A 22,731-nucleotide genomic window follows, 5' to 3' on the forward strand; every position below is an offset into this window, starting at 1 on the left:
GAACGTTTTATTTTTAAATTACCCTACCTCTTTGTATTAAAAAGTTTTTTAGGTTAACTAGATTTCCTTTAAATATTTCCTATTTTTCCTCTTAATGTTAATAATGCTTTATGCATCAATTTTTCTATAGCTTTTACAGAAACATTCGATAGCTCTGCAATTTCTTTATATGTTTTTTTATCTATTCGACTTAGCAAGAACACTTCTCTTTGGCGTTCTGGTAAATCGGCAATTGCACTTTTTAATTTTTCCATATACTCTTTCTCAAGAGCGATAAATTCTGGCGACTCGTGGTTGACATCTGTTTTACGTTGTGTAATATAATCTCTGTATTTGAACTTTACTTTTTGATGTCGTGTAATGCTAATACCAAGATTGGTCGCGATAGTATAAACATAACTTTTGGCCTTATCTATCGATACTTTAGAACAATTATTCCAGAGTTTAATAAATGCATCCTGAACAATATCTTCTGCCTGTTCGAGATCTCCAAATTTGTAATAAATATAATTCCTCAAAAGTTTAGAATTACTCTTGAAAAACTTGTCAAAGACTTGCTCGTTACATGTAGAATTATTGTTGTCAGACATTTAGGGGAATAAAAATATATTTTCAAATCTAGATTTTTTTTTCAAGCTATCAAAGAATAAAAAATGAAAGTATGGGGGTAGGGTAATTTTTTTTTAAGCCGTTTCACTTTAAGAGAGGTTTAAAAAGCTTCTGAAGAAAATTTAGTAACCCCTAAAATTATTTACGATGAAAAAACTTGGTATTTGGTATACGTTAATACTTACACTTGTATTAGGATTTACCTCTTGTGAAACTGAAGATTTTAATAGTGATCCAGAGGTCGAGATTGTTATTGATAACAAAGAAGGAAGTGCGGTTTATAGTTTTGAAGCTAAGACAAGCGGGATTGACAATGGTGCACAGACGATTTGGTCTGTAGATGGAAATGATATTGAAGGAGAAGATGAAGAAAATATTATTAATCAGATCTTAGATTACCTGTTTGAGCCTGGTAAACATACTATTTGTGTTAGAATTATAACCGAACAAAGAACAATAGAAGCCTGCACTGATATAGAGGTTGAGGTAGACGAAAATAATCCTTGTCCCGATTTGTTTTTTAGAAGTAAGCATTATCAAGGACGATCTACTTATAAGTTTTATGCAAATTTTAGAGGAATTAATGAAGTGTCTTACGGATGGTATATTAATGATAGATTGGTAGAAGATTCTTCACCCGATGAAGATAATTATTTGATATGGAATTTTGAGGAGCCGGGAAGATATGAGGTGTGTATCAAAACAGAAACGCCAAATTGCCCAGAAGGAGTTTCTTATTGTAAAGTTATAGAAGTAGAAGAATCAAATTTGGTTTGCCCAGAAGTTTCTTTTACAAAAGAAATAGAACCGGGAACGGTGGGGACGTATACTTTTGGAGCTAAGATAGAAGGTGTAGATGAGGTAAGTCAAATACTATGGTATGTAGACGGAAAGGTTGTTGAATCACCAAAAAATGACCCACAAGTAGGTAGTAGAACTCTTGTATATCAATTTAATTCTGGGGTTCATGAAGTGTGCCTAAAAGTGATTACACCAGATTGCCCAGAGGGAGTAAAATATTGTAAAGAGATAAGAGTAGGGGATTGTCCGGATCTGTTCTTTGAACCAGAGCGAGATGGCGATAAAGCTGCATATTATTTTTATCCTCGTGCATTCGAAGGAATCGATGACGTTACTCTAGAGTGGTCTGTTGACGGAAAATATGTGGGTAAATCACCAGAATTCCCCCATAACAACCCATTTTATCATGAATTTGATGGGCCAGGGAGATATGAAGTGTGCTTAATGATAGAAACTCCAGAATGCCCCGGCGGAACATCATTCTGTAAGGTTATAGAATTTGAATAATTGCTTGATTTTCTATTCGCTTCTAATAAAAAGAATAGAATACAAAATATGATAAGTTAGTTAGGTTAGATTAATTAGGTTGATTCCCCGGGAGCGAGGCCATGCTTTCGGGGAATCTTTATTTATAGGATTAAGATGTAGTATGACTCTTAGTTTCTGAAAATAACTAATTGATCACAATGCTTAACATGAGAATTAGGAAGAACAACATATTAAGTAGAGTAGTTTTTATATTGTCTTCTAAATCATCCCATTTTGAGCGAAGTCACTCGTTTTTGATATATCTTCTTTTATCCAGAGAAAACTCCTTTAGATTTATATTTAATGTTCTAAAAAGACCTAATTTGATCGAAGAATAGAAAGCCACAGAATGTAAAATGAGGGAATATCGTTGTAGACAATTTAGCAATTGTAATATAGATGTAAAAAAATAGGGATGAGATTTTTATCTCATCCCTATCCATTATGTTAATAATTACCTGAAATATTGACTAGTTCAAATCCCAGAAAAGTTTTGTTTCTGCAAGATCACCACCTATTGCAGTAGAGGCAGCTTGCCAGTTTGTACCATTTAAGGTTTGTTCTATAATTGGATATGTATATCTATTAGGGAAACCAGAAACAGGTTCAGCTGGTGTCGCTAATGTTGGGAAATCTAAAAGCCTGATCGAAGTCCATGCTTCAATACCTCTATTAAATAAAGCTATCCATTTTTGATTACCAATTACTTCTTTCCAGGGAGTAGTAGCAGTACTGGCTGCCAAAGCAGTATCATAGTCTACTGTTGGTTGAGCAAGATATGTCATTGCATCGGCATTTGATCCTCCCCAACTTTCTATTGATTCTACTACAGCAATATCGTAATGACTTTTTGCTGTTCCACCCACCGCAAAAGTTCTTGCAGCAGCTTCTGCTAATAAAAACTCAACTTCTGCATAATCTAAAATTACACCAGGAGTTGCAGCAGCCTCTACATAATCAGATACATGAGAATGCGAAGAGAAACTTGATGTGCTACCGATATCTCCTCCAATATACATTCCCGTGCCAGGTACTTCTTCAAAATACAAGGACCTTCTGGGATCATTTAATGTATTCATCATATCTACGATTGTAACTGCAGCTACAAAATCGGCTCTTCCACTTAATACTAAGTTTGCATGAACAGGATTTGTGTTTGGTGCAGCAGATAAATATGTGAAATTAGCATTGTCAGCTCTACTGGTAAATACACCACTTGTAACTGCTGCTTCTACAGTAGTTTTAGCAAAAGCATTATCTACATCAGATAATAGGATACCCATTCTAAGCTTTAAGGAAGCAGCAAACTTTTTCCAGAGCGATACATCTCCGCCATAAATATTATCGGCAGCTCCAAAACTTCCTTTACTAGTGTCTAAAGCATCGATAGCAGCTGTAAGTCTACCAACCAAGGCTTTGTAAACTGTTTCACCATCATCATATGCAGGCAATAGATCATCAATATCCAAAGCTTCAGTATAAGGAACATTTCCAAAAGTTTCTACTAATACGCTATAGGCATAGATTGTTAATATTTCTATTACCTGAAGTTTATTAGCTTTAGTCTCAATATCCTCAGGAAGTGAATATTTGGTATCTGTTATGATTTTAGAAGCTTCGTCTAAATCTTTTAAAACATCTTTATAAAGAACGCTCCAGTGTGTAGCAGGAATGGTTCTTGTTACCTGGTCATAATTACTTTCGTCTGTATAGGTCGTCTCTTGTAAATATTGGGCCCAAAGTTTTGTGTTATTATTATTCACATTTAGGTCAACCATTTGATCAACCAAATTTTTCTGCGCACCGGTAAATAAAGTTTCACCTGGAACAGAAGATGGATCTTTAATATTCTCGTTCAAACTCTCGAGGTTATCCGAACAAGATGCTATAATTACTGCTGTAATTAGAATTAATATTTTTTTCATCTTTATTTTTTTAGAATTGTAATTTTAAGTTGAAACCTATGTCTCTGGTAGTAGGTAAAGAACCTACCGAATACCCTTGTAAGTTACCAGAACTCAATCCACTTTCTGGATCAGCATGTGGAAGGTTTTTGTCGATAATCCAAAGGTTAGAACCAATTACACTAAAAGAAACATCATTTAAGAATGTTTTTTGAATTAATTTTTTAGGGAAACTATAGGTTATAGCAACTTCTCTTAGTTTTACGAAACTTGCATCATATACAAAAGCGGCATCAGGTAATCCTCTTCTATATCCAAAGGCACCAAATCGATCTGCTCTAATTCTTGTAGTATTGGTAGCTCCATTAGGATTAACTCCAGGATTGATAAAACCACCGCCATTTGCTAAGGTGTTTCTTACAGGATTTCCTAGGTCATTAATAAAGGCAGTTTCTTCATATAGACCTGTTGCTTGCCCATAGTATTGATCCAGAGACCAAATGCTTCCTCCTTGTTGAATATCAATTAAGAAACTAAGCGCAATATTTTTATAATTAAACTTATTAGAAATACCCATTAGCCAATCTGGATTAGTATCACCAATATTATTGTTTGATGTAGTAGTCTTTATATATTGACCATTAGAATCATCAACAACTCTTTGACCATTTAGGTAAGTGTAATCTGTTCCTTGAATTATTCCGTAAGGTTGCCCTACAGTAGCATTAATTGTTATACCACCTTGAAAAGAACCTAATTGTAAATTTTCTATCCCATCTTCTAATGAAACCACTTTGTTTTCATTTTTAGACCAGTTTACATTCACATCCCAGGTAAAGTTTTGTGTTTCTACTGGGGTTCCGTATATAGATAATTCAACACCTTTATTTTCAATTTCTCCGGCATTTAATATTTTAGAAGTATATCCGGTTCCGCGACTAACAGGAACTCCAAAAATCTGATCGATAGAATTGTTTTTGTAGTATGCAATATCAAATCCAAGTCTGTTTTGTAAAAGTTTCATCTCCAGTCCAAGCTCAATACTTGTTGTTGTTTCTGGTTTTAGATTTGGATTCTTTTTTATGTTCCCTACAGAAGTACTTGCACTTCCTATTGGAGTGTTTACATTATAACTATCATATAAAAAGTCAAAAGGAGCACTGTTACCCACTTCTGCGTAATTGGCTCTTAATTTACCGAATGAAATAAATTCGGCGTCGATAAGATTAGAAAAGACAAAACTACCTGCAATAGAAGGATAATAGAAAGTACTGTTTCCTTTTGGTAATGAAGAAGAATGATCTCTTCGCAATGTTCCGTCAAGGAAATAGGTTTGTTTGTATCCTAATGATGCACTCACATAGATACCATCTACACCAATTTTTTCATCTCTTTCTACAGGTAATGGAAGCGGTCCAGAACTGTTCTGTAATGAATATAATCTAGGAACACTAAGTCCACCACTTGTAGACGCATGAACCGATTGAAAATGATTTCTTCTAATATTGGTACCTAATATCCCCTTGATGTTTAATTCTTCAGTTAAATCTTTATGAAAATTAAGCATTAGATCGTAATTCGTTTCTGTATTTCGGATATCCTTTCTTCCATATCCAGAACTTACAGTTCCTCTGTCTACCCCAAAACGAGTGGGTACACTACCATTTGCTCTTCTTTCTTCTTGTAATTCAGAGTATGTGTCGGTAGCAACTCTACCCGTAATATCAAACCAATCGGTTACTTTATAATTTAAAGAAACATTACCTAAGAAACGATTTCTCATATCGTTTTGGTAGTTTTCATATCTTGTCCAATATGGGTTATCCCAATAGATAGGAAGAGACCCTGCATCTCTGCTAGCTGGGTTCCAGGTAACATTTCTTCCTGTAGAAAAATAAATAGCTTCTTGTTGTCTTATGTCAACATTGGTTTGCCACCATTGTTTAAAATTACCAATAATGTTATCATTATACCCTGTTGAGTTACGACCAAGACCATCTGTTTTGATATAATTGGCATATCCTGTAGTTGTTAATCGCTCACTAAGCTTATAACTTCCACTCATAGAAAAATTATGTCTCTTTATAGAACTGTTTGGTAATAAGCCAGTTTGGTCAAACTGAGTGTAGTTTAATCTAAAAGTACCGGCATCAAATCCTTTATCGAAGGATACAGAATTTGTAATGGTAACCGGAGTTTCAAAAAAGGTAATAGGACCATTCTTAGCATTTACCCAAGGAGTAGGTGTTCTGTAATTCGGAGAATCAGGGTCAAAAGCATCCCATTGATACACTAAAATGTTAGAATCAAAGGCAGCTCCATAAGATGCATCTTCTGTTAAAGGAGTTACAAAATCTAAGTTACCATCACCATCAATATCTACTAAATCTAAATAGCTGTCTTCTCCTGGTCCATAATAAGGTCCGTAACCACCACCATATTGATCTTGATATTTGGCAAATGTACTTTTGTCAATAGATCCGAATGTTAATCCAGAACTAATTGTAATTCCCATACCTTTGGATTTACCTCCTTTTTTGGTAGTAATCATAATCACACCATTTGCAGCTCTGGATCCATAAAGGGCAGATGCAGCAGCACCTTTTAGAACATTTATAGATTCTATATCATCTGGATTAATATCTGATGCAGCATTACCATAATCATAATACCCTCCTTGAGCTTGTCCCTGACCAGCAGAGTTGGTATTAGTGTTGTTGATAGGAATACCATCAATAACGAATAAAGCCTGGTTACTTCCAGTTAAAGAAGCATTACCTCTAATAACAACGTTGGTAGATCCTCCTAAATTATTATTTCTTTTAATTTGAAGACCAGAAGCTTTACCAGAAAGAGAGTTTACAAAGTTTACAGTCTTCACTTTGTTTAAATCGTCTCCATCAACTTCTTGTGTAGAATATCCTAAAGATTTTTTATCTCTAGAAATACCAAGAGCCGTAACTACTATTTCTTCTAATTGAGAAGCGGTGACTTCTAATTGTACATTAATAGTTTTTTGGGCACCTACAATTACCTCTTGATCTGCAAAACCAAGATAACTGAAAAGAAGAATACTACCTTCAGAAGCTTGTAACGAATACATTCCGTCAAAATCTGTTTGAGTTCCACTGTTGCTACCCTTTACTATAATGTTTACACCAGGTAATGGCATGCCGCCATCGTCTGTGACCTTACCTGTAATAGGGGTTTCTTGCGCAACAGAAAATTGCGTCACTAATACCGTTAGAAGTATTAGCATGTTTTTAGTTAATAATTTCATTATTGCATGTTAATTTTTGTTAGTAAGCAAGGTTATTAAGAAAAATTAGAGGATAATAAGGATAATGTTTTTTTAACAGAAAATTAACGGGAAAACTGTAAGGGTAATTTAAAAAAACGACTAATTATAGTTTTTTTTATTTATGAAGAAATTTTAAACCGTTTTAAACTTTATAACTTTATAGAACGATGAATATCGAATATTGTGATTTAAGACCCAATGTTTTTTTATAATAATACAGGTAAATTAAAATTTATCGAGTTGTTTTATTATTTTTAAATATGTTAGATGTATTTAGATAGTCTTTTGATTCTAATTTTATTTTATATACATTCATCCATATTAAATAGAGAAATGGGGTAGGGTAAATAAGTTTGTAAACGTTATAAATATATCTAGAACAGTTTAATATTGAATAAATTAAGTACATATTGCAAAGGTTTTATACTCGCATTGGTAATGTTTACATACTCTTGTGTAAATGATGACTCTTTTTTTCCTGATAGTATAGATGCTAAGATTACATCTACAACAACAATAGTATCTATCCTTAATGATATAAAAACAAGAAATTCGATAGTAAACGAAGAAGATCTGTGTTTTACTTTTAAATACCCATTAATATTTGGATATAATACAGATTCGACCATACGAGTTGATGACTATCAAGGGTTACTTGGAGTAATTTCTGGACAAAGTGCGAATTTTAATATAACCGGGCTACAATTTCCTATTCAGATCATGTTTAAGGGAGCCAATAGTACGGTTCTTATAGAGAATGAAGATGCTTTGATTAATGTGCTTAGAGAATGTGAGATAAAAACTTTCAGAGACGTTTTTAATCATTTATATAGGCAATGTTATAAGTTTGAATATCCTATTATTTTAAATGATAAAGACAATAAAGAAGTCGATATTGATAGTGAAGAAAGTTTTAGTCGTTTTCTTGTAGATCAAGGAGCTAATTATCAACCAGATTTTAAGTTTCCAATATCAATATTAGTTGCTCCTGACCTTAAACCGATACGGATATCAACATATTATGAATTTTATGAAATCATAAATAATTGCATTGGATGTCCTGCAATACGATTTGAAATCCAGCCTTTACAAGAGAATGAGTATAGGTTTATTCCAGATATTGAGATTATGGAAGGATATCAATTGTTTTTTAAAATCAATGGGGAGATAATTGCTGACCAGGTTGTTGATGGAAACCCATTTACAAGACAATTTACTCCGGGAACATATGAAACTTGTATAAAAGTGATTACTACTAACTGTCTTAGTGGGACGATTGCTTGCAAAGAAATTGTAGTAGAGCCTATTTGCCCCGCTGTTACATTTACTAATGAACGGGTTACAGGTACAAATACATATAAATTTAATCCCTCTGTTATAGGGGTGAGTAATGATGTTACTATAGGTTGGTCTGTAAATGAAATTTTTATCGAAAACTCATTGTTAAGTGCCGGGATAGTAGAATTAGATTTGGATCAAGGTGTAAATAATGTATGTGCAAAAGTGATAACTCCAAATTGTCCTGATGGTCAACAGTTTTGTGATGAGGTGGTTGTTCCTTAACTACCTTTTATAATGTTAATGACAGAGCGTTAAATGGTGATATGTCTTAGCTTTAAAATCCTTTTCTTTTATCGAGTATAGAACACGATATTTTTGATAATTTTGCGATAAACAAAATGAAGTTATGAAATATCACACCAGAAAAATTGTAAAACCAGGTGATTTAAATTCTAATGAGACATTATTTGGAGGTAGATTATTAGAGTGGATAGATGAAGAAGCAGCGTTGTATGCAATTATACAATTACAAAACAGACGAGTAGTGACCAAGTTTATGTCTGAAATCAATTTTGTAAGCTCTGCGGTACAAGGTGATATTATTGAAATAGGAATGGATGTCGTGAAATTTGGAAATACTTCTCTAATTCTTAAATGTGAAGTGAGGAATAAATTAACACGCAAAACAATTATTAAGGTAGAAAATATAACTGTGGTTAATCTTGATGTCAATGGAAAACCAGTGCCGCACGGTAAAACTAAGGTTGTACACGAAAAAAAAGAGCTACCTCAGAACTAGTTTTTTGACTAATACTTTGCCTAACTCATCATTGAGGTTATCTATTATTTTTTGTCTGCCATAACTAAGTTCTTCTCTTAATACAGATGATGTAAGTTCTACATACACAGTTTCTCTTTCAAGTTTAATATTTCGAGTATACTTTGTTATTGCAGGGCCCATTATTTTTTCCCAAACATCACGTACAGCAACCTTATCTAACCCTTTTTGTAAATTATTGTCAGAAACAAAGCTTTTTAAAACTTCTTCCATACTCTGATGTTCTTGATGACGTTTTGCCATTATAATTGTAGCTTTTGATATCGTTGATAAAAGTAAACATTTCCTGTTTCATTCTTGAAAATTATCTCGTTTTCTTTTGCAGAAATAATGGTTTCTTTCCATGTTGCTAACGAGTTTTTATATTGTAGCCTTACACTATCATTTTCAATAGTTATAGAAAAAATTTCCTGGTTATCGGTAACTATAAAACTCCCATCTAGTTTAGGGCGTACTTTTTTGCGTATTCCTATCGAGTCTTTAACTTCAAAAAAGTCAATATCCTGATTGAACGTATATTCTTTTTCGTTTCCATCAGATAATATTACCTTTTTAATTTCCCAATACCCATTTAGATATTGAATATATTCTTTTGGATCTGTGGTTGTACAAGAAGTAATATATAGAAGTAGTGTATAAAGTAAAACTCGTCGCATATTTTATCTGAGTGTTTTTATCTTTTTTATTAATCAGAAGATATGAGTATTGATTTTAGTTCTCTGATTCGTTACTTTTTAATTTAATGATTTTATATGATTGCGATATTTTTTTCACCACACTTTCTGTTCGATCTGCATGGGTATCACTAATAAATAATTGCCCAAAATTTTGATCATCTACCAATTTTATAATATGTTCTACGCGTTTTTCGTCGAGTTTATCAAAAATATCATCGAGTAGAAGTATAGGATTCACTTTACTTTGTTTTTTTATAAAATCGAATTGAGCCAGTTTTAAAGCAATAAGATACGATTTTTGTTGTCCCTGGCTTCCAAATTTTTTAATAGGATAGCCTTCAATTTCAAAAGACAAATCATCTTTGTGAACTCCCACACTAGTATATTGTAGCATTCTGTCTTTAGAAAGATTCTGTTCTAAAAGAGTTAGTAAATTAGTTTCAGATAGCTTACTTTGATAAGAAAGAGTAACACTTTCCTTACCAGAGCTAATGGCTTGGTACCTATTTTCGAAAATAGGAATAAAAACCTCTAAAAATGCTGCTCTTTTTTCATAGATAATACTACCGTATTCGTGCATTTGCTGGTTGTACACCTCTAATGTGGTAGGATCAAAAGTGTTGTTAGCGGTAAAGTACTTTAGTAGAGAATTACGCTGTGATACAATTTTAGAATATTTTAATAATGTTTTTAGATAAGATTGATCACTCTGAGAAATCACACCATCTATAAATTTACGGCGAGTGTCACTCCCTTCTGTAATCAAATCTCTATCTGCCGGAGAAATAATTACCAAAGGTAAAAAACCAATATGCTCGCTAAAAGTATCGTAAATTTTTGCGTTGCGTTTGATTACTTTTTTTTGCCCTCTTTTTGCACTTATAATAACTTTTTCATCACGATCTTCTTTTGTGTAAAGACCATCGATGACAAAAAAATCGGTATTATGTTTAATGTTTTGACTGGTAATTGGATTAAAATAGCTTTTACCAAATGACAAATGATAAATAGCATCCAGAATATTTGTTTTTCCGACTCCATTATTTCCGACAAGGCAGTTTATCTTATCATCAAATTCAAAATTGATGGACTCAAAATTTTTATAATTAAGTAAAGAAAGAGATTTTAAAATCATAAAATAGTGATCATCAAGGAATATCGACTTTAATAGAATTCTTAGTTAATCGATGCAAATTATTGAAAAATAATAAATAGTTGTGCTTTTAATTGTGAATAAATATTTTATTTTTGCCGTTCATTAAAGCAAACTTATGGCAACTTACAAGAAACGTGGACACAAACCAAAAAACAAAGCTGAAGAGGTTGAGCAAATAGAAGATAATTCAACAACTGCTGAGGTATTTAATACCTTAGACGAAGGAGCTTCTAAAACTGAAGAATGGGTTGCAGCTAATCAAAAATACATACTAGGTGCTGTTGGAATGATAGCCGTTGTGATATTAGGATATCTTGGATTTCAGAAATTTATCCAGGAACCAAAAGAAGAAGAAGCGGCTAATGAAATGTTTACAGCACAACAGTATTTTGATAATGCTGTTAATGGTAACTCTAAACTTAGCGATTCATTATATACTTTAGCTCTTAACGGAGGAGAAGGGAAATATGGTTTTTTAGGAATTATAGAAAACTATGGTAGTACTGATGCAGCTAATCTATCTAATTACTACGCTGGATTTTCTTACCTAAATATGAATAAATATCAGGAAGCTATCAATTACCTTGACAGTTTTAAGAGCGATGACGATATATTAGGTCCTTTGGCTCTTGGTGGTATAGGAGATGCATTTTCTCAGCTTGATCAAACAGAAGAAGCACTAGGGTATTATGAAAAAGCTGTTAAAGCAAAGACTAATGACTTTACCACTCCAAAGTTTTTATTAAAAGCAGCAATTACTGCTATATCTCTTAATAAACCAGAAGTTGCAATTCCATATTTAAAACGAATTAAAGAAGAATTTCCTAAGAGTGTAGAAGCTAATCAAGCAGACGTTCACCTAGGTAAAGCTCAGGCAATGAAGTAATAGTTTTGTGGTTCCGGTTTTTAGTTTTTTTACTGAAACCTGAAACCCGAGACGCAAAATCAATATGGCTACAGAAAATAAAAATTTATCACAATACGATAAAACAACTATCCCAAATGCGAAAAATTTTCGGTTTGGGATTGTTGTTTCAGAATGGAATGAAGAAATTACCGAAGGGCTGTTTCAAGGTGCATTTGATGCATTTATAGATTGTGGAGCAGTAAAGGAAAATATTGTACGGTGGAATGTACCTGGGAGTTTCGAATTGATATACGGATGTAAGAAAATGCAGGAATCCTTTGATATGCTCGATGCAGTTATTGCTATAGGGTCTGTTATACAAGGAGAAACCAAGCATTTTGACTTTGTTTGTGATGGTGTTACGCAAGGAATCAAGGATTTAAATATCGCTAGTGATATCCCTGTAATCTTTTGTGTACTTACAGATAATACACTACAACAATCTATTGATCGCTCTGGAGGTAAGCACGGTAATAAAGGAACAGAAGCAGCAATAGCAGCTATCAAGATGGCGCAATTACGTAAAGATGCAACCTTTTATAAATAAGAATTCTCTGGCTAAAATCTAAGCGGCATAATCTTTGTTATTTATATTTTGATGTTATTGTAATGCTAAAAGCTTTACATTATAATGCTTTTTAAGTATATTTGGATAATCAAAAAGATAGAGCAGATTGTGAAGTTAAGTATCCCAAAAAGAAGAAAAAACCGTAGATTCAATTACACACCAAGGTACTATGAAGGTAAAAGTGGGGGTAATATCTATAATTTTGAGAACAAAATTACCAAATACAGGGATGCTACAAATGATATAGATTTTGGTTCACACTGGGCAGAAGCCCGTAAATCGAGCCGTAATCGAGGTAATCGCGAAATTAATAGAAAGGTTATTTATATTGCAATAATCCTGATCTTCATCTTTTTGTATATAATTGATTTTGATTTATCCATATTTACTGCACGACGATAGATGTCTGATATCATTCAACTATTACCAGATCACGTAGCTAATCAAATTGCTGCCGGAGAAGTGGTTCAACGACCGGCTTCAGTAGTGAAAGAGCTGTTAGAGAACGCAATTGATGCTCAGGCTACACATATAAAATTAATCATAAAAGAAGCTGGTAAAACTCTTATTCAGGTTATCGATAATGGATCAGGAATGAGCGTTACCGATGCCAGACTGAGTTTTGAGCGTCATGCTACTTCAAAAATAAAAGCTGCAGAAGATCTTTTTGAGTTAAACACCAAAGGTTTTAGAGGAGAAGCTCTGGCTTCTATTGCTGCAATTGCTCATGTAGAATTAAAAACGAAACAAGAAGAAGATGAGGTGGGTACAGAGATTAATATCGAAGGTAGCGAAGTAATTTCTCAAGAAGTATGCGTGACACCCAAAGGAACCTCTATAAGTGTCAAAAATTTATTCTATAATATTCCCGCACGGCGAAATTTTTTAAAATCAAATGCAGTAGAACTACGTCATATTATTGATGAATTTCACCGGGTAACGATGGCGCATCATTCTATTAAATTTGATATGTATCATAATGGTAGTGAAATTTTTAATTTACCTATTTCAAATTGTCGCCAGCGAATTGTAAATATTTTTGGAGGAAAAACCAATGAAAAACTTGTCCCTGTTAAAGAAGAAACAGACTTGGTGACTATTAATGGATTTATAGGAAAACCAGAATATGCCAAACGTACCCGTGGTGAGCAATTTTTCTTTGTTAATAATAGATATATTAAGAGTGGTTATTTAAACCATGCCGTTAATGCCGCATTCGAAGGGTTACTAAAAGATAAAGCACATCCTAGCTATTTTGTTTACCTTACGGTAGATCCCAAATCGATAGATATTAATATTCATCCTACTAAGACCGAAATTAAATTCGAGGATGAGCATGCATTGTATGCTATGCTAAGAGCTTCGATAAAACATAGTCTGGGACAATTTAACGTAGCACCCGTGTTAGATTTTAACAGAGACGCTTCGATGGATACACCATATGAGTATAAAAGTAAAACTGCTCAGACACCTACAATAGAGGTAGATCGTAATTTTAATCCATTTAAAGAAGAAAAAGTATCTGGTTCTGGTGGTGGTTCATTTTCAGGCAAAAGCCATACATCGTTTAAAAAAGAATCTGCCGGAGACTGGGAAAACCTGTATGTGGGTTTAGAATCTGAAATGACAACTACCAAGCCCACAGAAAATGATTTTTCTTCTGTAGAATTCGAAAGTGCAGAAGTTACAGGGTCGTTGTTTGAGTCTGATGAAAAAAAAGTTGGGCATCATACAACCTATCAACTCAGAAAAAAATATATTGTTACTACTATTAAAAGCGGAATGGTGATTGTGAATCAACACCGGGCACACCAAAGAATATTGTATGAAGAGTTATTACGCAATATTACTATGGCAAGTGCTGTAAGCCAACAACTGTTATTTCCGCTTACACTTTCTTTTACCAAAAAAGAGATCGAACTTCTTACAACTGTAAAAGAACAGCTCGAAAATACAGGGTTTGTTTTTGGAGAGTTATCCCCCGGAGAAGTTGAAATTACAGGAATACCATCGGTAACTTCAGAAAAAGAAGTTGCTCAACTTTTAGAGCAACTTATCAGTGATCTCGAAGAAGAGGTGCCAGATAGTGGTTTTTCTCAAACCGATCTGCTTGCAAGATCCATTTCAAAAAGTATTGCAGTTCGAGCAGGAGTAGAATTGGCTTCAGAACAACAGCAGTATATGGTAAATAGCCTATTTGCATGTACCGAGCCAACAATAACACCAAATAATAAGCAGACTTTCATCACGTTAACAGTAGATGAAATCGATAAGAAATTTTAATATATAAATGGGGAGAATTACAGATACAGTAAAAGGGTTATTAATTATTAATGTCATTTTTTTTGTAGGGTCTTTATCTCTGGGAAATAATGCTTTTGAATGGTTTGCACTCTGGTTTCCTAAAAATGATAATTTTCAGATATGGCAAATTGTTTCCCATATGTTTATGCATGCAGATGCAGGACATATCTTTTTTAATATGTTCGCTTTGTACATGTTCGGAAGCCATCTTGAAAATTCTATTGGCCAGAAAAAATTTCTTTTTATCTACTTTTTTTCAGGTCTTGGTGCGGTAGGTTTTCAAATTTTATTTTCATATTTTCAGTTTACCCCAGGATATCAGGCATATTTAGATGCAGGTTTTACTCCTGTAGAAGTTGGTAAATTTATACAAGATACTGTTGCGTCTGGTCAATATAAAGTGTACCCTAATATACCACAAGAAGTTACTGAGAGGATGATTGGAGCTTATGTGACGCCTATGGTAGGAGCTTCGGGTGCTATTTTTGGAATATTAGCAGCATTTGCAGTACTATATCCTAATTTACCATTATACATAATTTTTATTCCCATTCCTATTAAAGCAAAATATTTGATAGGAGGCTATTTTTTATTAGATCTTTATGGTGGAATAACAGGGCAAGCAATTTTAGGCCCTTCTAATGTAGCGCATTGGGCACATATAGGTGGTGCTGTAATTGGGTTTGTTACCATGTGGTATTGGAAAAAGAATTCGTTCAATGATAAACGGTGGTATTAATCGATGACAACTAATAATCTATCATATCAGTTTAAAACAGCTAATGTAATCATTAAGCTTATTGTGATTAATGTAGCCTTATTTTTATTCGCTACACTAGGATCCTGGATTTTTAAAACCAGCCCAGGTGCTTTGATGGAGTGGTTTGTTTTACCTGTTGATCCTGGATCGTTGATCATACAACCCTGGAGTATGCTCACGTATAGTTTTTTGCATTTTGATTTTTGGCATATTTTCTGGAATATGCTGGTGCTATACTGGTTTGGGCAATATGTTTTAAACTTATTTACCGAAAAAAGATTTCTCACGATTTACGTACTAGGTGCTATCTGCGGAGGATTATTATTTGTGCTGGCATATAACCTGTTTCCGGTTTTAAATAACACATTAGCATATCTAATCGGTGCCTCGGCAGCAGTTCGTGCTATTATGATTTTTATTGCAGCATATACACCAAATTCTGAAGTACGAATCTTTGTTTTTAATGTTAAGTTATGGCAGATAGGAGTGTTTGTAGTACTTTCTGATCTAATTCAAATCCCTACCTCTGGTAACGCAGGTGGATTGATCGCTCATTTAGGTGGTGCTTTATTCGGGTATATGTATGCAATTCAACTTAAAAAAGGAAATGATATCGGCGCCTGGTTCGAAAAACTAATGGATGGATTAAGTGCTATGTTTACTCCTAAAAAGAAAAGCCCGTTAAAGACAGTTCATAAATCAAAAACTCATAAAAGAGCTCCTAAAAAAACAGTGACTTCTGCAACCAAAACCCCTAATCAGAAACAAATCGATGCTATTTTGGATAAAATTAGTAAAAGTGGATATGATAGCTTAACCAAAGAAGAGAAAGATTTTTTGTTTAAAGCAGGGAAGGAGTAATTATGAGGAAAGTAATTAGCAAGATCGTCTTTTTGATGAACGCTATGGCAGCTTTTGCCTTATTACTATCTTATTTATTGCCTTATGTTTCTCCAAAAATGTTTCCGCTATTATCGGTTCTAAGTTTGGCAGTACCCATACTAATTGTGATTAATGTATTGTTTCTGTTATTTTGGGCAGTACAACTCAATAAAAAAGGAATACTTTCTCTTGTTGCGCTAATTCTTGGTATTTCTCATGTGTCTTCATTATATAAATTAAGAGGAAAATCGGCTGATGAGATCGAGGATGGTATTTCATTAATGAGTTATAATGTGCATAGCTTTAATCGTTTTTTTTGGATAACTTCAGAAACAATCCCTCAGGATATTTCAAAACTGGTGAAAGACCAAAATCCAGATGTGTTTTGCGCTCAGGAGTATTATAATAATCCAGATATCGATTTTAGTCAATATTCAAATAAGTATGAGTATTTTAATCACAATAGTCGGGAGTTGGCATTGGTGATCTTTTCAAAATATCCATTTATTAATAAAGGGTCTTTAAATTTTGAGAATACGGCCAACAATGTGATTTTTGCAGATGTGGCATTTCCTAAGGATACGATTAGGATATATAATATTCATTTACAATCCCATAGAATTAGTTCTAAAACAGACGATCTGGCTAAAGCAGATTCTCAAAAATTATTAAAACGCATTGGAGTATCTTTTAAAAGGCAACAAACTCAGACAGAACAACTCATCGAGCATATGAAATCTTCTCCGTATAGAAATATTGTGATGGGTGATTTTAATAATACTGCATATTCATATGTGTACGATAAAATTAGATCAGAAAACCTTCAGGATACTTTTAAGAAAGCAGGAAAAGGATTTGGTAAAACTTTTAAGTTCGAATTATTTCCAGCCAGAATTGATTTTATTTTAGTGCCCGAAGAGTTTGAAGTACAGGGATTTCAAAGTTTTGATCTAGAACTTTCAGATCATTATCCAATACTATCAAAAATAAAGTTTTAGCATAGAAAACGTAAGTGTCTGATGCTATAACCCATCAATACTAGTCGAGTAATTCTTCATTTCTGCTTCCCAATCTTTATAGAAAACTGCATGTTTGTTGTTCATCATTAACCTCATTTTTTCTTGTACGGCTTGTTGTATTGGTTGCGGCAATCCATAGAATTTTTGACTGATTTTGGTTAATCTTCCATCATAATCACTATTCTGATGTCTAATGGTTACTCTTCTTTTGTTATGATAGATAATAATCTTTACTCTGCCATCTGTATATCCATCTTGACCCATAGTGCCATAAACCAATATAAGATCTGCTAGGCCATCCTTGTCTATGTCAGATATTTCTGAGTATGTATTCCAAAACCCAATCGATGATTCCCAGTCTTTGTCTATGTCATCTTTTAGGGCAGACCTTTTTTTAAACTTATTACTTTTATAAGAGAGGTTAAGTACTTTTATCTGATTATACAAGGAGTCATTTTTTTCATCTGTTTCTTTGAAACGTTCTGATAATAACAGATAGTTTTCTCCTGAATCATCTTTATATGAATATGCCTGATGAATAGGATATTCAATGTCTAACTGTCTTCTTACTCTTTTGGTAAAAGTAGATGTGATTTCCTTGTTGGAAAGCTTACGGGCAATTTGGGGATCATATGAAATAGAATCAGATCTTTTAAGCTCTACTTTGATGGTAGAATCTTCTTTTGTTGCTTGTTGCTCAGTATTATTATTGGAGTCTTTTGTTTGTTTTCCACAAGAAAATAAGCTAACAATTACGATAAAAAATAGAAATTTGTTCATAGAAAAAAATAGATTAAAAGCAGTTTATTAGCACCAGTTCTATACTAAATGTAATCAATATTTTCTAAAATGGAATGTATAAGCTATTTTTTACATCATCCAGCAATCAAGCAGATCTGTAAGAATATGCCATAGTAGAGCTAATCCGATAATTCTCGTTTTAGAAAAAAATAACATAATTCCATATGCCGTAATAGCATAATAACTATGTAAAGGATGGAATCCAATACTACACCGATTAGGGTCAAAAATTTGATCGGCTAAAATATGATCGATATCGATTAGCATAGCTGCTATAAACAGAAAATAAACCTTCTTCCACTGTTTGGGAAAGAAGAGTAATGCGATTAGTAAAGGGAGTATGAGATGAAAGCCGTAATGTATTATAGGTCGAATCATATTAGTCAATTTAACTTATTTAGAGAGAAGTAAATCCATAAATTAATAAAAGTACTTTTAATGAGGTATTACTTATAAATAGGTTATTGTTTTTTTAGAAAAAAAGAACTTTCTATCAGATGAGAAAGTAAGTTCGTATATTTTTTTGCTCCTAAACTATTTAAATGATTCTCATCTGATAAATATTTGGAGTTAACCATACTATCTAAAAAAGACTTAGAATATTTTATTTTCAAGCTGTCTGGCAGTGAATGGTATAATGGAATTACAATGTTTTTTTCCTTTTCGTTTCTATATGTAATGGGTAAAAAGAAAATTATTTTAGAATTATTCTCACTACTTAGTTCTAATAAATAATTAATATAATTTTGGTAAGAGGTTAAATTCTTGTTTTTTGTTGAAGGAGAATTAATTTCTTCATAAGAGATAAAAGGAGATGTTGAATTAAAGTTACTTTCATTTAAAGAAATAAACCCCATTTCTTTTATATTCCCTTTATCATCATCATTTTGACTAAGCATCCTTCTTACATCTTCTTTCACTGAAATTTTTTTAAAAAAGAGGTAATTTAATATATTAAGTTTAAGTAATAATCTTTTTCGAAAACTTTCATTTTTAGCCAATTTATCAATGGTTTTTAGGATATTAATATTTGCTTCCTTAGAAAATTTAATAAAACCACTAGGTAATTCTTGCTTTAATGGTGATAATTCAATAAATAATACTTTTGAAGTTTTTTCTTTCATCAAGAAATCAGCTAGGATGCAATTGCTTAAAAAAGTTGAACCATTAATTCCTAAATTGTTTATATTTCTATTACCAAAATGTTCTTTAAGTATTTTTGGGTTAATGCTTTGTTGTACTCTGCTAGAGCCAATAAAATGATATGAAATTCCCTTGATATTGGATATTTCATTTGCAATACTGGCAAAATAGTTAGTATCACTATAAAAGGTGTCTTTTTTTAACAATAGTATTGTAGACAATACTATTGTTCCTAAAGCAATTAGTTTTATAATGGTTTTTTTAGTTTTCATACTATGTATATCAAAAAAGGGTATAATAATTATCTACTCCTGCATTTAAGCTAAAAACTAAAATTATCAGGGTAAGTTTGATATAAATAAACCAGCGATTAAATAAAGATTTACTTTGTAAATACTCATCAAACCTCTTGTTTCCTGCTTTGCTATAATGATAATCCATGATGATGAAAGCAAAGATTATTATTGCTATATTGTTTGTTTGCCGGTAAATGATTTCTTTTGGAACGGATGCAGAATTTATAAAAATTGTCTTAATTAGATACATCAAATCTGGAGAAATAAATATTAATGCGAGAATGCATGAAAATAATAGGTGGTAAATATATCCGGTGACTTTTCTTACTTTGGGATATGGTAATCTTTGCAAGTTTACTTTTTTTTCAAGTATAATCCATAATCCATTGCAAATCCCCCATATTAATAAGGTAAGAGTAAATTCGTGCCATAAAGCAATTAGTATGAAAGTGATTAGTAGTAATAGATACGTGTATTTTCTTTTTTTATCATATTTTGCTAGTATAAAGAAAAAATAATCTCTAAACCATTCATTTAGCGTGATGTGCCACCCTCTCCAGAATTGCTGTCTTGAAGAAGAAAAATATACACGATTACGAAAATTATCTTTAAGTTGAATACCAAAAATTTGAGAGATACCTTGAAAAAAATCAATAAATGAACTAAAATTACAATAGAGATAGAAAAAGAAAAGTAATCCTAAAATTAAATAGTAAGGACCACTAATTTCTGAGTTCGATAATACATTTATTAAAATAAATATTCTTTGAGCAATAACCATATTTTTAAACAAACCCCAGAGTATTAATCGCATTCCTTTTGAAATAGAGGTATCCGAAATAGAAATGTTTTTAAATTGCGGAATTAGATATTTAGCCCTATGTAATGGCCCTGAAAATATGGTTGGGAAATAGATTAAGTATAACAGGACTAAAAAAAAGTTTTTTTCTGGTTTGATGTATTTTCTTTTGATGTCTATCAAATAACTTATTCCATTAAAAGTGAAATAAGAAAGACCAATTATTTGAAATAAGGATGACCATCTAAGTACTTCTAAAATTTGAAAATCTTTAGAAGTATAATTTTCAAAATGAAAACCTGTACCAGTTGTTTTGTATATAATTAAGGGGATTAATATACAAAGCACTCCTAATCTGATTTTTGAAAGATTACGTTGTATTACAAAACCTAATCTAAATATAATATAGGCAAGCAATATTAAAAACAATATTTTATAACCAACTAATATGTAGTAAAAAACTAAACTTGTTATCAAAAGAGCTTTCCATTTATTTTCTTTTTTGAATAAAGCTAGAAGAACTATAGAACAGGCAATGTATAAAATGATTAGTAGTAAATTAAACTCTACCATTTAGTGTGTTTTCTAAAAATATTAGGATATATTTTGATGTTTACGTTTTGCATATGTACAAGAATATTATAGTTTATCTTATTTCAATTTTATTGATAAAGAACTTGCAGTTCGCATAAAAATTTGCCTTGCCCACTTTGTTGATTGAGTATTGTCTATTGTAAAATCTTTCAAAAAACTAATCATAGGTTTTAGACAATATCTCATTTCTTGTCGTGATATCTGCGCTCCCAAACAAAAGTGATTTCCACCACCAAAAGCCAAATGTTCATTTGGAGTTCTATTGGGGGTTACCTTATCTGGGTCTGTGAAATTTTCTGGATCACGATTTGCACTAGCTAAGCACAGGTATAATTTTGATTTAGCGGGGATAACGATATCATTGTATTCTATAACTTCATTGTTTACTCTTACGGTGTATTGTAGAGGAGAGGAAAATCTGAATAATTCTTCAATCAAAAGATTTAACTCTTTAGTGTCATTATGTAATACATAATTTATTAATTTTTGATCCCTTATTATTTCAAATAAAGCCATAGTAAGGTTGTCTTTTGAGGTTTCAAAAGCAGCCATTACAGAAATAGACATAATTGAATAGATATCTTCGTCTGTATATTCTATATCTAATTTATTAGCAAAAAACCTAATATTCTCTTTGTATTTTGAGTCATGAAAAATGTCTTTACCCCATAAAAACCACGAATTAATTTCTTTATATATTTGTTTCGGAATAAATAAATCCTGACTTCTAGCAAGCATATTTGAGTATTTTTTAATGTTCTCAAAACTTTCAAAATCTTTAATGCCAAAAAGTTTTTCGGTAATTAAAAAAATAAAATACGCACAATACTTTACCAAATCAATAGTAATTGAATTTTTGTAATGATCATTTAAGATAGCAAGAGACTCTTTTATAACTTGATTTAACTCAAATTCTTTTAATGATTTACCCATTACAGCTCTTAAGTTTTTATGTTCATCACCATTTAAATACATAGGCCATTTTTGAGTTCCTTTTGACAAATATGGACATGTACTTGTGTTTTTAAATATGTATGGCTCTTTCGTTTGTAGATATGAACTAAGCTCAGATACACTAAAATCATTTGAACGAAGAATTTTGCTAACATCTCTATACTTGAAAAATATAAATTCGTTATGCACTCCTTTATGAATTGGGTTTTCTTCTCTACATTGCTTTAGGTGGGGGTATGGATTATCAAAATATCCCTTAGTGTATGGATTCCAAATTATTTTTGATTCTCGACCCATGTAACAAGTTTGTTAATTGTATTGTATTCAGAAAAAAGGGTTGGGTCAATTTCTCCTATATTCAGTTTTGATTCTAAATCAAAAGCCAAGGTTAAAATAGATAGAGAATCCATATTGAAGTTAACAAATTCTAGGTCACAAGATATTTCGTTGATAGGTAATTCAGTCTCTTCAGCGATTTTTTCCTGAAGCCATAATTTTATATTCATATTGTAGTTTGATGTTTTTTGGTCGGCAAATATAGATTAAGAAATTCTAGATATTAAAATAACCAAATATAATTTGTCTTGTAGAAAAAAACTGTAATTATAT

Annotated in this window: 22 protein-coding genes; 10 read left to right on the plus strand and 12 right to left on the minus strand. The window is 32.2% G+C overall.

The window, feature by feature from the left end:
• Positions 1–68 precede the first annotated feature (68 nt).
• On the minus strand, positions 69–518 hold the full coding sequence (locus tag DK441_RS18695; protein ID WP_370444330.1) for an RNA polymerase sigma factor: 450 nt from the start codon (positions 516–518) through the stop codon (positions 69–71).
• Between the two features lie 238 nt (positions 519–756).
• Between DK441_RS18695 and DK441_RS18700 the strand changes: the two genes are divergently transcribed.
• Entirely contained in the window at positions 757–1,917 is a 1,161-nt protein-coding gene (locus DK441_RS18700; RefSeq protein WP_109852031.1) for a hypothetical protein, read from the plus strand.
• Between the two features lie 491 nt (positions 1,918–2,408).
• On the opposite strand, the gene DK441_RS18705 is transcribed toward DK441_RS18700, so the two are convergent.
• Positions 2,409–3,863, minus strand: a complete 1,455-nt coding sequence (locus DK441_RS18705; protein ID WP_109852032.1) for a SusD/RagB family nutrient-binding outer membrane lipoprotein — start codon at positions 3,861–3,863, stop codon at positions 2,409–2,411.
• Positions 3,864–3,873: 10 nt separating this feature from the next.
• On the minus strand, positions 3,874–7,122 hold the full coding sequence (locus DK441_RS18710; protein ID WP_109852033.1) for a SusC/RagA family TonB-linked outer membrane protein: 3,249 nt from the start codon (positions 7,120–7,122) through the stop codon (positions 3,874–3,876).
• A gap of 411 nt (positions 7,123–7,533) precedes the next feature.
• Here DK441_RS18710 and DK441_RS18715 point away from each other — a divergent pair, with 411 nt between their 5' ends.
• Positions 7,534–8,706, plus strand: coding sequence for a hypothetical protein (locus DK441_RS18715; RefSeq protein ID WP_160112175.1), 1,173 nt, complete (start codon positions 7,534–7,536; stop codon positions 8,704–8,706).
• A gap of 124 nt (positions 8,707–8,830) precedes the next feature.
• Complete coding sequence (locus tag DK441_RS18720; protein ID WP_109852035.1) at positions 8,831–9,223, plus strand: acyl-CoA thioesterase; 393 nt, start codon at positions 8,831–8,833, stop codon at positions 9,221–9,223.
• On the opposite strand, the gene DK441_RS18725 is transcribed toward DK441_RS18720, so the two are convergent.
• The 3 genes from DK441_RS18725 to DK441_RS18735 are packed head-to-tail and all read right to left on the minus strand — an operon-like array spanning position 9,209 to position 11,074.
• The gene (locus tag DK441_RS18725; protein ID WP_074408016.1) at positions 9,209–9,505 is read right to left on the minus strand and encodes a DUF721 domain-containing protein; all 297 of its coding nucleotides are present in this window, start codon (positions 9,503–9,505) and stop codon (positions 9,209–9,211) included. The two genes, DK441_RS18720 and DK441_RS18725, sit on opposite strands and share 15 nt — an antisense overlap.
• The gene (locus DK441_RS18730; protein ID WP_109852036.1) at positions 9,505–9,918 is read right to left on the minus strand and encodes a hypothetical protein; all 414 of its coding nucleotides are present in this window, start codon (positions 9,916–9,918) and stop codon (positions 9,505–9,507) included. Before DK441_RS18730 ends, DK441_RS18725 begins: the two co-directional genes overlap by 1 nt.
• Before the next feature lie 55 nt (positions 9,919–9,973).
• Positions 9,974–11,074: a DNA replication/repair protein RecF gene (locus DK441_RS18735; protein ID WP_109852037.1), complete on the minus strand. Its 1,101-nt coding sequence runs from the start codon at positions 11,072–11,074 to the stop codon at positions 9,974–9,976.
• 136 nt (positions 11,075–11,210) lie between these two features.
• Here DK441_RS18735 and DK441_RS18740 point away from each other — a divergent pair, with 136 nt between their 5' ends.
• The 7 genes from DK441_RS18740 to DK441_RS18770 all read left to right on the plus strand — a co-directional run bounded on the left by DK441_RS18740 (position 11,211) and on the right by DK441_RS18770 (position 17,514).
• A complete protein-coding gene (locus DK441_RS18740; protein WP_109852038.1) occupies positions 11,211–11,981 on the plus strand; it encodes a tetratricopeptide repeat protein in 771 nt (256 codons plus the stop codon).
• 64 nt (positions 11,982–12,045) lie between these two features.
• Entirely contained in the window at positions 12,046–12,549 is a 504-nt protein-coding gene (gene ribH, locus DK441_RS18745; RefSeq protein ID WP_109852039.1) for a 6,7-dimethyl-8-ribityllumazine synthase, read from the plus strand.
• 126 nt (positions 12,550–12,675) lie between these two features.
• Positions 12,676–12,972: a hypothetical protein gene (locus DK441_RS18750; protein WP_109853566.1), complete on the plus strand. Its 297-nt coding sequence runs from the start codon at positions 12,676–12,678 to the stop codon at positions 12,970–12,972.
• Positions 12,973–14,853 (plus strand): DNA mismatch repair endonuclease MutL, encoded by a 1,881-nt coding sequence (gene mutL, locus DK441_RS18755; protein ID WP_109852040.1) that lies wholly within the window; start codon positions 12,973–12,975, stop codon positions 14,851–14,853.
• A gap of 7 nt (positions 14,854–14,860) precedes the next feature.
• The gene (locus DK441_RS18760) at positions 14,861–15,613 is read left to right on the plus strand and encodes a rhomboid family intramembrane serine protease (RefSeq protein WP_109852041.1); all 753 of its coding nucleotides are present in this window, start codon (positions 14,861–14,863) and stop codon (positions 15,611–15,613) included.
• Between the two features lie 3 nt (positions 15,614–15,616).
• Positions 15,617–16,495 (plus strand): rhomboid family intramembrane serine protease, encoded by an 879-nt coding sequence (locus DK441_RS18765; protein WP_109852042.1) that lies wholly within the window; start codon positions 15,617–15,619, stop codon positions 16,493–16,495.
• 2 nt (positions 16,496–16,497) lie between these two features.
• A complete protein-coding gene (locus tag DK441_RS18770) occupies positions 16,498–17,514 on the plus strand; it encodes an endonuclease/exonuclease/phosphatase family protein (protein ID WP_109852043.1) in 1,017 nt (338 codons plus the stop codon).
• 24 nt (positions 17,515–17,538) lie between these two features.
• Here DK441_RS18770 and DK441_RS18775 read toward each other — a convergent pair whose 3' ends face one another.
• The 6 genes from DK441_RS18775 to DK441_RS18800 all read right to left on the minus strand — a co-directional run bounded on the left by DK441_RS18775 (position 17,539) and on the right by DK441_RS18800 (position 22,628).
• Positions 17,539–18,315, minus strand: coding sequence for a M949_RS01915 family surface polysaccharide biosynthesis protein (locus DK441_RS18775; RefSeq protein ID WP_109852044.1), 777 nt, complete (start codon positions 18,313–18,315; stop codon positions 17,539–17,541).
• 90 nt (positions 18,316–18,405) lie between these two features.
• Positions 18,406–18,714, minus strand: coding sequence for a DUF6122 family protein (locus DK441_RS18780; protein ID WP_109852045.1), 309 nt, complete (start codon positions 18,712–18,714; stop codon positions 18,406–18,408).
• A gap of 83 nt (positions 18,715–18,797) precedes the next feature.
• Entirely contained in the window at positions 18,798–19,751 is a 954-nt protein-coding gene (locus tag DK441_RS18785) for a hypothetical protein (protein ID WP_109852046.1), read from the minus strand.
• Positions 19,752–19,761: 10 nt separating this feature from the next.
• Positions 19,762–21,147: an MBOAT family O-acyltransferase gene (locus tag DK441_RS18790; RefSeq protein WP_109852047.1), complete on the minus strand. Its 1,386-nt coding sequence runs from the start codon at positions 21,145–21,147 to the stop codon at positions 19,762–19,764.
• 78 nt (positions 21,148–21,225) lie between these two features.
• Positions 21,226–22,419, minus strand: a complete 1,194-nt coding sequence (locus tag DK441_RS18795) for a cytochrome P450 (RefSeq protein WP_109852048.1) — start codon at positions 22,417–22,419, stop codon at positions 21,226–21,228.
• Positions 22,398–22,628 carry an acyl carrier protein gene (locus tag DK441_RS18800; protein WP_109852049.1) on the minus strand — a complete coding sequence of 77 codons (231 nt, stop codon included), beginning with the start codon at positions 22,626–22,628 and terminating at the stop codon, positions 22,398–22,400. Before DK441_RS18800 ends, DK441_RS18795 begins: the two co-directional genes overlap by 22 nt.
• Positions 22,629–22,731 lie beyond the last annotated feature (103 nt).

It is taken from the genome of Aquimarina sp. AU58 (assembly GCF_900312745.1).
GTDB lineage: Bacteria > Bacteroidota > Bacteroidia > Flavobacteriales > Flavobacteriaceae > Aquimarina > Aquimarina spinulae.

What these genes read in the sequence shown, in the direction of transcription:
- DK441_RS18700 (WP_109852031.1), top strand. Translation starts at nt 757, where the DNA reads ATGAAAAAACTTGGTATTTGGTATACGTTAATACTTACACTTGTATTA.
- DK441_RS18705 (WP_109852032.1), bottom strand. Translation starts at nt 3,863, where the DNA reads ATGAAAAAAATATTAATTCTAATTACAGCAGTAATTATAGCATCTTGT.
- DK441_RS18710 (WP_109852033.1), bottom strand. Translation starts at nt 7,122, where the DNA reads ATGAAATTATTAACTAAAAACATGCTAATACTTCTAACGGTATTAGTG.
- DK441_RS18720 (WP_109852035.1), top strand. Translation starts at nt 8,831, where the DNA reads ATGAAATATCACACCAGAAAAATTGTAAAACCAGGTGATTTAAATTCT.
- DK441_RS18725 (WP_074408016.1), bottom strand. Translation starts at nt 9,505, where the DNA reads ATGGCAAAACGTCATCAAGAACATCAGAGTATGGAAGAAGTTTTAAAA.
- DK441_RS18730 (WP_109852036.1), bottom strand. Translation starts at nt 9,918, where the DNA reads ATGCGACGAGTTTTACTTTATACACTACTTCTATATATTACTTCTTGT.
- DK441_RS18735 (WP_109852037.1), bottom strand. Translation starts at nt 11,074, where the DNA reads ATGATTTTAAAATCTCTTTCTTTACTTAATTATAAAAATTTTGAGTCC.
- DK441_RS18740 (WP_109852038.1), top strand. Translation starts at nt 11,211, where the DNA reads ATGGCAACTTACAAGAAACGTGGACACAAACCAAAAAACAAAGCTGAA.
- ribH (WP_109852039.1), top strand. Translation starts at nt 12,046, where the DNA reads ATGGCTACAGAAAATAAAAATTTATCACAATACGATAAAACAACTATC.
- mutL (WP_109852040.1), top strand. Translation starts at nt 12,973, where the DNA reads ATGTCTGATATCATTCAACTATTACCAGATCACGTAGCTAATCAAATT.
- DK441_RS18760 (WP_109852041.1), top strand. Translation starts at nt 14,861, where the DNA reads ATGGGGAGAATTACAGATACAGTAAAAGGGTTATTAATTATTAATGTC.
- DK441_RS18765 (WP_109852042.1), top strand. Translation starts at nt 15,617, where the DNA reads ATGACAACTAATAATCTATCATATCAGTTTAAAACAGCTAATGTAATC.
- DK441_RS18770 (WP_109852043.1), top strand. Translation starts at nt 16,498, where the DNA reads ATGAGGAAAGTAATTAGCAAGATCGTCTTTTTGATGAACGCTATGGCA.
- DK441_RS18775 (WP_109852044.1), bottom strand. Translation starts at nt 18,315, where the DNA reads ATGAACAAATTTCTATTTTTTATCGTAATTGTTAGCTTATTTTCTTGT.
- DK441_RS18780 (WP_109852045.1), bottom strand. Translation starts at nt 18,714, where the DNA reads ATGATTCGACCTATAATACATTACGGCTTTCATCTCATACTCCCTTTA.
- DK441_RS18785 (WP_109852046.1), bottom strand. Translation starts at nt 19,751, where the DNA reads ATGAAAACTAAAAAAACCATTATAAAACTAATTGCTTTAGGAACAATA.
- DK441_RS18790 (WP_109852047.1), bottom strand. Translation starts at nt 21,147, where the DNA reads ATGGTAGAGTTTAATTTACTACTAATCATTTTATACATTGCCTGTTCT.
- DK441_RS18795 (WP_109852048.1), bottom strand. Translation starts at nt 22,419, where the DNA reads ATGGGTCGAGAATCAAAAATAATTTGGAATCCATACACTAAGGGATAT.
- DK441_RS18800 (WP_109852049.1), bottom strand. Translation starts at nt 22,628, where the DNA reads ATGAATATAAAATTATGGCTTCAGGAAAAAATCGCTGAAGAGACTGAA.